The sequence below is a fragment of the Gemmatimonadota bacterium genome, assembly GCA_026705765.1.
In the GTDB taxonomy this organism is placed as follows: Bacteria; Latescibacterota; UBA2968; order UBA2968; family UBA2968; genus VXRD01.
Genome location: JAPPAB010000072.1, coordinates 1 through 11,381, shown reverse-complemented (window position 1 = coordinate 11,381; position 11,381 = coordinate 1). Strand labels below are relative to the sequence as shown.

General features: G+C 53.6%; 12 protein-coding genes. 7 read left to right on the top strand and 5 right to left on the bottom strand.

What is annotated here, in order from left to right; translation table 11 throughout:
• The 7 genes from OXH16_09400 to OXH16_09370 all read left to right on the top strand — a co-directional run.
• Positions 1-293 (top strand): N-acetylgalactosamine 6-sulfatase (GALNS) (locus tag OXH16_09400; GenBank protein ID MCY3681601.1); only part of this gene is annotated, 293 nt, incomplete at its 5' end.
• 10 nt (positions 294-303) lie between these two features.
• Positions 304-1,014 carry a phytanoyl-CoA dioxygenase family protein gene (locus tag OXH16_09395; protein MCY3681600.1) on the top strand — a complete coding sequence of 237 codons (711 nt, stop codon included), beginning with the start codon at positions 304-306 and terminating at the stop codon, positions 1,012-1,014.
• Positions 1,015-1,062: 48 nt separating this feature from the next.
• Positions 1,063-1,890: an SDR family oxidoreductase gene (locus OXH16_09390; protein ID MCY3681599.1), complete on the top strand. Its 828-nt coding sequence runs from the start codon at positions 1,063-1,065 to the stop codon at positions 1,888-1,890.
• Positions 1,891-1,916: 26 nt separating this feature from the next.
• Positions 1,917-2,762, top strand: a complete 846-nt coding sequence (locus OXH16_09385; protein MCY3681598.1) for a peptidyl-alpha-hydroxyglycine alpha-amidating lyase family protein — start codon at positions 1,917-1,919, stop codon at positions 2,760-2,762.
• Between the two features lie 38 nt (positions 2,763-2,800).
• Positions 2,801-3,652 carry a phytanoyl-CoA dioxygenase family protein gene (locus tag OXH16_09380; protein ID MCY3681597.1) on the top strand — a complete coding sequence of 284 codons (852 nt, stop codon included), beginning with the start codon at positions 2,801-2,803 and terminating at the stop codon, positions 3,650-3,652.
• Positions 3,653-3,722: 70 nt separating this feature from the next.
• The gene (locus tag OXH16_09375; GenBank protein ID MCY3681596.1) at positions 3,723-4,850 is read left to right on the top strand and encodes a muconate cycloisomerase; all 1,128 of its coding nucleotides are present in this window, start codon (positions 3,723-3,725) and stop codon (positions 4,848-4,850) included.
• Positions 4,851-4,931: 81 nt separating this feature from the next.
• Positions 4,932-5,984 carry a Gfo/Idh/MocA family oxidoreductase gene (locus OXH16_09370; protein MCY3681595.1) on the top strand — a complete coding sequence of 351 codons (1,053 nt, stop codon included), beginning with the start codon at positions 4,932-4,934 and terminating at the stop codon, positions 5,982-5,984.
• Between the two features lie 7 nt (positions 5,985-5,991).
• On the opposite strand, the gene OXH16_09365 is transcribed toward OXH16_09370, so the two are convergent.
• The 5 genes from OXH16_09365 to OXH16_09345 form a co-directional block, all read right to left on the bottom strand.
• Entirely contained in the window at positions 5,992-6,891 is a 900-nt protein-coding gene (locus tag OXH16_09365; protein ID MCY3681594.1) for a TIM barrel protein, read from the bottom strand.
• 68 nt (positions 6,892-6,959) lie between these two features.
• Complete coding sequence (locus OXH16_09360) at positions 6,960-8,207, bottom strand: aryl-sulfate sulfotransferase (protein MCY3681593.1); 1,248 nt, start codon at positions 8,205-8,207, stop codon at positions 6,960-6,962.
• Between the two features lie 119 nt (positions 8,208-8,326).
• Entirely contained in the window at positions 8,327-9,733 is a 1,407-nt protein-coding gene (locus OXH16_09355) for a sulfatase (protein ID MCY3681592.1), read from the bottom strand.
• A gap of 30 nt (positions 9,734-9,763) precedes the next feature.
• Positions 9,764-10,918, bottom strand: coding sequence for a galactonate dehydratase (gene dgoD / locus OXH16_09350; GenBank protein ID MCY3681591.1), 1,155 nt, complete (start codon positions 10,916-10,918; stop codon positions 9,764-9,766).
• A gap of 28 nt (positions 10,919-10,946) precedes the next feature.
• On the bottom strand, positions 10,947-11,381 hold a 435-nt coding region (locus tag OXH16_09345; protein MCY3681590.1), incomplete at its 5' end, for a phytanoyl-CoA dioxygenase family protein.

The following is an 11,381-nucleotide window of genomic DNA, read 5'->3' as shown; positions in this document are numbered from 1 at the left end:
TGCCAGTCTTGCAAGGTAAAACAGAAGGAGCACTGCACGATGCCTTGTATTGGGATGGCGATTCGGGAACCTGGGCGATTCGAGAAGGGAAATGGAAGCTTACATTTAGCAGGTCTAAGAAGCTGGAATTGTACAATCTGGATGCAGATATAGGTGAGAAAAACGATCTGGCAAACCAACAACCGGAAATTGTTCAGCGGCTACAAAAAAAATTCAAGGCATGGAGAAGCCAGATGGCGCCGAGGATTAGAAGACCTCGGAGAAATAGAAACAGACCTGCGCAACAAAATTAGGAGCAAAATAATGACAGATGAGCAGAAGAAGCAGTTTCGCGAAGAAGGGTATTTGCTGGCGTCGGGTTTGGTTCCTGAGGATGTAGCTCGCAGGGGTGAAGACGCGATGTGGGCGGCTTTAGAAATGGACCGTGACAATCCTGAAACCTGGGACCGCGTGTCAGCGCATGCGATTAGTCAACGGCATCGCGCATTGCCGGAAAATCGAAGATTGGGCGCGCCGGATATCCTGGCGTGTTATACGGATGATATTTTGGCCGCACTTTCTGCGTTGACGGGTGTGGATCGCGAGGAAATCCACGCGCCGAAAGATATCCTGACGCAGAACACGTTTCCCACGGAAGGTGAATGGAGCCACCAGAAACCTCACTTTGATGGCGGAACCAACCGGGAGAAATTTAATGTGACATTTCCGATTCCAATCAGTGTGCATTCAATTTTGTATTTGAGTGATACAGAATCGCATGGGGGTTGCACGTTTGGATGGCCGGGTTCACATAAAAAAATGCGGGGGCTTGCAGAGAGCAATCCAGAGAAGTATCCCTATCTGTGGGACGTGAATTCGGATATGCACAAGGTGGATATTGGCGAAGGTGTGGAATTGGTGGCGAAGCGTGGAGACATTCTGTTTTACCAGAACTTTTTTGTACACGCGGGAAGCAAGAACGCGAATGAGTATCCACGGCTTGCCTGTCGCAATACGTGGCGATGGGATGTGTAATCAGGCAGCCGTAAATCGACAGATTGCCCAACTCATGGAGAAACAAAAATGAGAGATCTATTTTCACTGGAGGGAAAAACCGCACTGGTGACTGGTGGTTCGACTGGCATCGGAGCGATGATAGCCGAAGGCTTTGTCAATTTTGGGGCGAAGGTTTACATTGTCGCACGCAGAGAAGAGGTTCTAAAAAAGAAACAAGAGGAACTTGCACAAATCGGCTCCTGCGAGTATATCGCAGCCGATGTAAGTTCAGTCTCCGGAATCAAGGCGCTGGCAAAGGCCTACGGTGAACGAGAACAGTCGCTCGATATTTTGATCAACAACGCTGGAATCAGCGATGGTCGCAGGGAGATCGAGGATGTGACGGAGGAAACATGGGACGCGGTGATGGATCTCAATCTCAAAAGCATCTTTTTTATGACCCAGGCGTTTCTGCCATTCCTGCGCGTGGAGGCTTCCCCAGAAACACCGTGCAATGTGATCAATATCGCGTCTATCGACGGCTGTGGTAAACTCAATACAGCTTATAATTATGCCTACGGAGCCAGCAAAGCAGGTGTGATCCATTTGGGCCGACACCTGGGTGATAGTTTGGCCTGGGAAGGGATTCAAGTCAACACCATCTCCCCTGGCGATTTTCCCAGCGATTTGAATAAGGTGGCTCGGGATCACACAGACGAGATGAAGAAGAGCATTCCAGGCAAGCGGGTTGGAGAGAAGGAAAACATCGCAGGCATGGCCATCTTTCTCGCTTCGCAAGCCGGCAACTTCAGCGTAGGCTCCAATCTTGTTGTTGACGGCGGGGAGAGCGTACGGGGCATCCAGCGAGCATTTTTTGCCAGCGTTTGGCCCGATTGGGTTAAACTGGACAGGTAGTCGAGCATATCTGAAAGGAGTACACGATGGCAACTTATCAATACCGCGTTGTTGAAGGATGGGGACGAGGTCCCGAAGGGAAAGAGATGGGTGGGGTCGTGCCCGATGTGGCAGTTGACTCGCAGGATCGCGTTTATGTCACCCTGCGAGAGCCTGCGGGTATTCTCGTTTACGATTCGGAAGGTCGCTTTCTCGGTGCCTGGGGTGATGATGTGCTCTCGAATCCGCACAATATCTGGATCGACCCGGCGGATCGGATTTACTGTGCGGATGTTGCCGATCATACGGTGCGTATCTTCAGCACGGATGGAGAAGTGCTTCAGACCCTGGGGATGCCAGGCCAGACAGGTGCATCGGGCGAGCCGTTCAACATGCCAACCAAGGCAATGGCCACTCCATCAGGTGAGATTTTTGTTTCGGACGGATACGGCCAGCACCGGGTGCATCGTTTTTCAGCGAAAGGCGAACGGATTCTTTCCTGGGGCGAGGAAGGCACGGGACCCGGCCAGTTTGCCCTGCCGCACGATTTGTGCATTGACCCACGCGACCGTGTGCTTGTAAGCGACCGGGAAAACCACCGCATTCAGCTTTTCGATTTTGATGGGAACTTTCTGGAGGAGTGGACAGATATCCAATCTCCGAATAACATTCACATCGATGCAGATCATATTGTCTATATTGCCGAAGCGCCCCAGCGCGTCAGCATTTTTGACCTGGATGGTGCTCTGCTGGCAAGATGGGGCGAGGAAGGCTCAGATCCCGGGCAGTTTATCGATCCCGCGCACGGCATCTGCGTTGATAGTCGCGGTGATATTTACGTCACCGAAGTGCCCTACCAACCCAATCGACTGCAAAAATTCGCACGAATTTGAGAAAGCGTCCAACATTTCTCAAATGGAGATGAGTAGCCGTGGAAATCACCGTCACACCAGAAGAGCGCGCAGCCGAATCGCTCACCGACGCGCACCTGAAACAGGCCCTCAATGCCATTCGAACGGAGGGCTACATCATCCTCAATTCAGTGGTCGCGCACGAACACCTCGATCTTCTCTGTGAGCGGATGACCGAAGACATAGAGAAGATCATGAACGCCCCTGAGCCACCCCATAACTTCGTTTGGGGTAACGTCCAGCAGGAGCCGCCCCCCTTCCCCCCGTACGTCTTTCGCGACGTTCTGGCGAACCCTTGGGTGGTCCAGGTCTCGAAAGCCCTGCTCGGCGAGGGGATCTTCAACAACCGCTACACCGGCAACACAAACTTGCCGGGCAGCAAGCTCCAGCCGGTACATGTTGATTCGGGACAACTCTGGCCAAACCTGGATGTCGCGCACCCGCCGTCCAAAGTCATTGTCAATATTGCCCTGGACGAGGTGACCGAAGCCAACGGAAGTATCGAACTCTGGCCCGGCTCCCATCTGGAAACGCAAAAGGTAGATGGAGATGATATCAAGGTAGAAGAACACCTGCATGAAGCACGCCGGAAAGTGGCACCGCCGGTCCGGGGGAATACAAAAAAGGGAAGCATTCTGATCCGCGATCCCCGGCTCTGGCACCGGGGAATGCCAAATCTCTCCGACCAAACGCGGTTCATGATCGCAGCGATCTACTGCTGCCACTGGATGCGTCGCCTTCCCCCTCTCAGGTTCAATACCGGTTGTGAAACCGCCTTTGCAGAAAGCGACCTGGACCCGAACATAATTTTTGTAGATGAACCAATAGACTACCTCTTCAGAAACCAGCCCTACGATTACAATGGCCCATAAACTGGTGTCAGGTTCAAGCTGCGACAAGGGGTATTGGTATTCCTGAGACGATCGATGAAAGGAGTCTGCTTTGACCATTAAAGAGCTCGATCTATTTGCAGTCGGAACAAGACGAGAGAACGGTACGCTTAGTCCTCACATTATCATCCGTATCATCTCAGACGATGGTGTAGTCGGTGTGGGCGAAATGTCCGACCTCAGTATCCGAAACATACCCGACATCAACCATCTCGAGTATATACTTCGGAAATCGTTGATCGGAATCGATCCATCCGATCCAACCGCCATCGATCCGATCGTCGATGGATATAAGGGACAGATTGGCGCAGGTGTGGACATTGCGATTCACGACCTTCGGGCCAAGAGCCTGGGCATTCCAATTCACGACCTCTATGGAGGTGCTTACCGAGATCGCTACAAAATCTGCTACCCCATCTTTCGACAATTCGAAGAGGCGGACGTCGCACCCAACGTCGAGCGAGTCGGTCGAATGCTCGAGCTGGGATTTGACCTGTTCCGATTTTACGTGGGTGGAAACCTCGAAATCGACAATCAGATCTTACATGAGTGTCGCGATCGTTATGGAGATCGATTCAAAGTTAAATCACTGGACTTCAGCCGCCGACTTGATTGGAAGTCGTGCGTAGCCGCCGTTGAGCGTCTGCAGTGGGTCGAGCCGATCCTGGTTGAAAGTCCCGCACCCGACATCCCGGGCAAAGCAAAGGTGCGTGAGCGCATCCGGTTCCCGGTCAGTGAGCATGTCAGCGACGAGACCCAGGCCATTGCTTTCGCGGAAGGACAGGCTGTCGATATCTTCAATATTGCGACCTGCCACCAGGGCATCAAACGATCGCGCCAGATCTTCGCCATAGCACAGGCCACCGGAATCTCCACCTTGATTGGCACAACTCAGGAACTTTCTATTGGGACCTCCGCGCAGGCGCATCTGGGCGCATCGGTACCCAACCTCGATTACCCTGGCGATGCGGCTGGCGCGCAACTCTACATTGACGACGTTGTCAAACACCGGGTCCAGTACGAAAATGGCTACCTTCTCGTGCCTAAAGGTCCGGGTTTAGGGATGGAACTCGACGAATCGCAGCTTCAAAAGCTGGGGGACCGTCAGTGGAAATTTATGCAAGAACTGCCGCTGGAGCGGCAGGAAGACCGCGGGAAAGCAGGCGAGAAGGTACAATGATGAAGGTAGAAATCTTTGTTTGGATTGTGATCTGAGATCTTGAAAACGAGTTCTTCCCACGATTTTCCCCGGAGCTTTTCTATGCAAATTTATAACGTTGGTGTTATCGGCTGTGGCAGGATTTCAAGCCTACTGGAGCAGGAAACACATCGCGGAACGCCGAACACCCATGCGGGTTGTTACAATCACTGTGATCGAACCCGTATTGTCGCAGCAGCAGATCGGGACGATAAACGCCGACAGAGTTTTGGAGGCAAATGGGATGTTCCGGGTCTGTACACAGATTGGCGGGAAATGCTGGATACTGAGAAACTGGATATCGTGAGTGTTTGCACCTATCCCATTCCGCATCGGGATATCGTTGTTGCCGCGGCTCAGTCAGGTGTGAAAGCCATATTCTGTGAGAAAGCAATGGCAACGACGTTGCGAGAGGCAGACGAAATGATTGATGCTTGCCGGAGAAACAACGTAAAGCTGAGCATTAACCACACGCGCCGATGGGATTGGCAATTTCGCCAAATTAAGGAGCTAATCGATCAGGAGGTAATCGGCTCCCTTCAGGCGATGACGCTCCAGTACAGCGCCGGGCTCGCCAACAACGGAACCCACTTTTTCGACATGCTGCGCTTCTTTGCAGGCGATGTCGCGTGGGCAACCGGTCATCTATTGGATCCGGATGCTCTGGATCCCCGTGGCGCCGGGTACTTTCATTTTCAAAATGGCGTACAATGCATTGTGAACGGATCCACCGGAGGGAGCGCCCAACACCTCTTTGAATTGTTGGGATCCAGGGGACGGATAACGGTGGCCAATACACGGCCACGTCAGTTCAAGCTCTTCGTCAAAAATAAAGAGGAAAAATTCCCCGAAATACCAGAGGAACACAAGCTGAATACAACGGACAGGGGCCGATGTGTGATCCCGTTGTCAGTAGAGGAGATTGCAGAAAGCCTCGACCGCGATCGGGATACAATATCCACTGGAGAAGATGGACGAGCGGCACTGGAAATGGTGCTATCTCTTCACGAATCGGAGCGGTTGGGCAACGCCCGGGTGGATTTCCCTATGACAAATTTGGATCTCCAGGTCCTGGTGAGAAACGAAGGGTTCATCAGCGACGCTGTACCACAATAATCGAGAATCAGTCCCCTACCCCACCGATCAACGCTTTCATATTGGCAAAGTTGATACGCATCGCTTCTTCCGCCGATCCGCTTTCCGGCTTGAAGTGGGTGGCGATGGATATCACCGCGTCGATCTGATAATCGCGCAGGTTCCGCAGTACCGTCGGAAAATCCACGTCCCCTTCGCCGATGGGACAGTATTCAAACTCGCATTTCAGACCGTCTATGACTGTCAGATCTTTTATGTGGAGCGTATGAAGATACGGACGGACATTCTGAAATCCGCGGGTAGCGGTGTCCGATTCGCCGCAATTCATGGTATCCGCTGGCCCCCAGACCGTTTTCAGGCGAGGTGAACCGACCGCCTCGATCACCTGCCGCATGTGTTCCGTGGTATTCGTGTAATTCCACGGCATCATGCACAGCGGCAGATCCACATCGTAGCGATCAGCATCTTCGGCCAGTAGCGTAAACGCCCGGACCAGTTTGTCCATATCCAGATCGGAAATGACGCCGCCGCGGGTCATCCATCGCATGGGCCAGGTCGGCTTACCGGCAGTATATTCACCCGGCCAGGCAAATGTAAACGTGGCCACTGCCGGAATTTTGAGCCGGGCGGCCATCTTCATGGCGGCGTTCAATTCCTCTCGGGCTTCCCGGAATTCGGGGTGTTCGGCCATATGGTCCAGATCCAGATCGCTGAGATGCACAGTTTTAAACTTACGGCCTCCGCAGAGCAGGAAGAGCTCCGTTTGATGCTGTTCGGCGCACGCGCCGATGCGGTCCATGTCCGCGTCGGTCATGGCTTCAAACGGAAGGTCGCCCGCCGAAGGCGCGTACCAGATGCGATCCGCGCCGATCTCTTTCGCTTTGGGAAATGCCCGGTCATAGGGCAGTCTCAGTTCGGTCGTGAACATGGCGAGTTTAAACGTGTAATCGGACATGGGCATAATCCTGTAGTCGGGATGAAGGGTGACATCGAATTTTAGAGAGATGGGCAGTAATCCAGGGTATCTGATACCGGCAGGCCGAGGTGATCGGGAACCGGGAGGTCTGCTGGCTTCGGGTCCGGAGAATCCAGTGGGCAATCGGGGTAGGCAATGCGCTGGGTTCTGTAGAACCCGCCTCTCGGATTGATGTACTCCCATACGATTTCACCTTCCCAGGTCACTTCAAAGATCCGTCCCTTGTCCGTATCCAGACTTAGCGTATTCCCATTCGGGAGGCGCTGTACACCGCCGGTAACAATGCTCAGGAATTTGCTGGCCTGAGGCCCCGCAGCATATTCCCATACGACTTCTCCACTCACGGGATTGATTTCTACAAGCCGGGTGTAGAATCGATTAATCGGAGGATAGCCCGTACCGCCTCCATTGTCGTAAATCAGGATATTTCCGTTGTGCAGCATTTTGGGATCGTGTGGACCTACCAGGTATTGATCCTGCCCTTCGGTCCCGTTTAACCACATGGTTTCCATCTGATCCAAATAGCCCCAATTCCAGACGATATTTCCAGTCGATTTCTCGATAATGAATATCTGATTTCCATTTCTGGAACAGCTGAGAATATTTCCCGGCTTGAATCTCGTGTCGCCCTGATCATATAAGGGATTATCGGGAAGTGTGTGAAGCGTATTCAGATGGAGCCAGTCCCCTTCCTGTCCGGGCTGTTGCCCCCCGCCAGTTTCAAATATGATCTGCTTCGCACGATCGCTAAATCCGAATTCTTCCAGGTGGTGATGCCCCCACCATTCCCAGACGATCTCGCCCTCCGAAGTTATTTCCATGATGTGATCGTCTTTGAGTGTGACGCGCGATACCTGAGGGGCATCCACGCGATCCGCGACCATGGCGAGATAGGTGTGTTCAGAAGTCTTCTGGATGTCGTGATGGAAACCCGTTGGTCGCGCATCCTCCCGGAAGTCTGAGGACAGAGACCAGACAATATTTCCATCCCAGTCCTGTTCGGTAATCGAGGCCCCATTGCTGATATAGTGGCCGTTTGCAACGCGTTCAAAGAGCTGAGAGCCGCGCTGCGTCGCCGGGTTTCCGTAGAACGCGTGAACCACCTGACCCTTCATGTCGATCAAGTGCCATCTATTGACCTGTTCGGCCGAGATACCACGCACGGGATCCCAGGGTCCTCGCCCATGAACGAGCGTGTACCCGTTGTAACATTGGTCGGGGTGATAGACAGTAACGCCTGTTGGCCAGTCCAGAACAGAGCGATTCATTTCAATTCCTTTTATTTTAGACTAACATAGGTCCCCTGGATACAACTCACCTCGCCAGGCTCATGTCCCCAGTAAATGACGAAGAGACGACCAGGCTCGTACTCGATAGTCGCCGCTCGCTACACAAGATTGTTCCGTTCTGCCCAGATTCGAATGGCCTCGGAACCCGGGTATTCAGCATCCAATCCGAGTTGCCCAATCTGTTTATTGCCGTGCCACTCCTGCCAATCGCCTACTTCCCTGCCGACATCGCGCCAGGAATCGCCCGCTTTTTTCATCGCATCTACAAGAAGCCCATCCAGTTCCGACACGACCGCGCCATTCTCTTCGACCAGGTTGTTCTGTTCATAGGGATCGTTTTCAAGATCGAAACACACCCACGGTCCTTCCTCCATTCGCGCGTAATTGTACTTCGCTGTGCGAATCCCGCGCCAGCCGGGCCACGGAATGAAGCCGTGGTGCATCGCCATATAGGCGTACTCTTGCTGGTGCCCATTGGAATCGCTGCCGAGGATAACGCCGGACAGGTCGGCCCCGTCCAACCCCGATGGCACATTGATCCCTGCGAGTCCACATAGCGTGGGAAAAATGTCTGGCGTGCCAAACGGCATGTCCAGTGTGGCGTTGGCTTCAATCTTGCCTGGCCATCGAATCAGAAAAGGAATCTGGGTGGATTCGCGATGAGGCCATCGTTTGCCTCGCCAGCCCTGGCTGTTTAGCATTTCACCGTGATCCGAGGTGTACACCACAATGGTATTTTCCGCCTGACCACTGTCTTCCAGGGCCTGCATCAAGCGTTCCCACTCAGTATCCAGGCCCGTTACGAGACCGTAATAATGTGCATAATGGTCCTGAAAGCGATTGAGCGCCTCTGCATCTACGGTCTTCACATTGGGATGAAACTTCAGGTCCCGTCCCCGATATTTTTCGAGATATACCTCTGGAGATACCAGTGGGGGATGAGGGGGATACCATGAAAGAAACAGGCACCAGGGCGCCCCACCGTCCTGTCCTCGAATGAATTCAATGGCCCTGTTGGCCTCGATCTGCGGCTTGTCGAACCCTTTTCCAACCACAGTCTCAGTGCTGTTCACCGCATAGTTTCGATTGGGACTCGCGTGACTCGATACCAGAGGTACAAACCATTCTTCGTCGAATCCCAGACGCATCGGATGACCCGAATCGAGTTGTACATCTCCTAAATGCCATTTGCCGATATAACCACAGCGGTACCCTGCGTTTTTGAAAGCCTTGCCGATGTGGGCATATTCACTTAGATCCGGATGATACCCGTTGGTCGTTATCCCCATGCGATGGCCGTGTAATCCCGTCATCAATATGGCCCTGTAGGGGCAACAAAGCGGGGTCGTTGACACGGCACTTTCCAATTTCATTCCCTGCCTGGCGAATGCGTCGAAGTGCGGTGTCTCCAGATCTTCATCGCCGTAGTAGCAACCCATTGCCGATGCACGCTGCTGGTCGGAAAACACAAACAGGATATTGGGCTGTTGAGTCGGTTGTGGCATGGATGTCTCTCCTATACTCGGTGCTGATGATTAGACCCATTTTGTATCTTGCAATGATGCGATCGTACCTGGACGGGGCCGCCAAATATTTGCGTCGTCACGCCAGGGATTTGCCTTGAGCCACGCTTCGTTCATAGCCACGCCCAGCCCGGGGCCGGGCGGGATTGGCAGAAATCCGTCCTTCTGAACCGGGAAGTCGCCCGTGCAAGCGTCCTGAAACCACGGGCTGATTCCGCCTTCCTGTATCATAAAATTTGGGGTGCATGCGTCGAGATGCAAAGACGCGATCGTGCACAGCGGGCCATAGGGATTGTGTGGTTGGAAACCGACATAATGGGCTTCCGCCATCGCCGCAATCTTCTTCAACTCCAATATGCCGCCACCCTGAACAATGTCGGGCTGAATCATCTTCACAATTTGTCGGCTCAGCAAGTCGGTAAATTCCCACTTGGTGTAAAGCCGTTCACCTGTCGCCAGCGGAATGCTTACGGCCTCGGCAACCCGTTGCATCGCGTCGAGGTTTGTTGGTGGCACGGGTTCTTCGTAAACAAAGGGCCGACAGTCGGCCATCGCATTGCCGATGCGGATGGCGTCTGCGGGCGCAAGCCGTCCATGTACCTCCACGAGCAACTCAACATCGTCACCCACTGCTTTGCGAACAGCTTCCAGTTTTTTAATCGCTACGCGTTCGGCTTCTGCCGGAATAAACAGCCCGCAATGGTCAAACGGATCCCCCTTGAGCGCCGTCAATCCATTTGATACGTTGTTCATCGCAGTTTCAGCAGCCCCTTCAGGTGTAGGCCCATCCCACCTGCCATAGCACCAGATCCGATCTCTCATCTTTCCACCCAGCATTTCGTATATGGGCAGTCCCACGGCCTGGCCTTTGATGTCCCACAGGGCGATTTCTATGCCGCTTATGGCTGACATCTGCACGACACCGCCCCGCACAAAAAAGTGATGGTAGAGCGTCTGCCAGTGCTTCTCGATCTGCCAGGGGTCTTCGCCCACCAGCACCTGACCGACCTCGTCGATCTGGGTTGCAACGCTAAGCGGACCGGCGGTCGCCTCACCCCAGCCTGTGATACCTTCATCGGTTTCAACCTTCACAAACATGTAGTTGCGTGGCGGGCGGCCTTGCGGTGAAGATGATGCGGGGACTGCTTTTACCGATGTAATCTTCAAGATATTCCTCCTTGTGTCAGGTATTCGCTCATCTGGAAAGTTCCTCATCCATAGTAATCGCAAAACGCCCTTGAGGCCCATCAATTCGGCTTACCAGAAGGGATTCCAACTCGATATGCTCCCGCTCCGTCAGTTGACTCGCCAGAGGACTCGCAAGGAACTCCTTATAGGGACGAGCGGTCTCCATAAAAGGCATGATGTACATGGGAACGACGGACTGAAGCATCGCCGCCCGCTTTTTGTCCGTGCGGTTCACGCCTGCCCGATGCCAGGTTCGGGCATCATAGATGACGTAGCTGCCCGCCGGCGCCTCGACGACGTCTGCTTCGGAGCCTGTATAAGGGAGGCCCCTTGCCTGGCGAGATTCCTCCTCCCTGTGCGCATTCCCACTCCCCCATTCTGGAGGAGGTCCTTGCCCAAGCGTATGCGATCCGAGTTTGAAACAGGTTGCGCCGTTTTCACT

Bases quoted from the DNA above. Each gene is read 5' to 3' on its own strand.
- OXH16_09395 (MCY3681600.1), top strand. From the start codon at position 304: ATGACAGATGAGCAGAAGAAGCAGTTTCGCGAAGAAGGGTATTTGCTG.
- OXH16_09390 (MCY3681599.1), top strand. From the start codon at position 1,063: ATGAGAGATCTATTTTCACTGGAGGGAAAAACCGCACTGGTGACTGGT.
- OXH16_09385 (MCY3681598.1), top strand. From the start codon at position 1,917: ATGGCAACTTATCAATACCGCGTTGTTGAAGGATGGGGACGAGGTCCC.
- OXH16_09370 (MCY3681595.1), top strand. From the start codon at position 4,932: ATGCAAATTTATAACGTTGGTGTTATCGGCTGTGGCAGGATTTCAAGC.
- OXH16_09365 (MCY3681594.1), bottom strand. From the start codon at position 6,891: ATGTTCACGACCGAACTGAGACTGCCCTATGACCGGGCATTTCCCAAA.
- OXH16_09360 (MCY3681593.1), bottom strand. From the start codon at position 8,207: ATGAATCGCTCTGTTCTGGACTGGCCAACAGGCGTTACTGTCTATCAC.
- OXH16_09355 (MCY3681592.1), bottom strand. From the start codon at position 9,733: ATGCCACAACCGACTCAACAGCCCAATATCCTGTTTGTGTTTTCCGAC.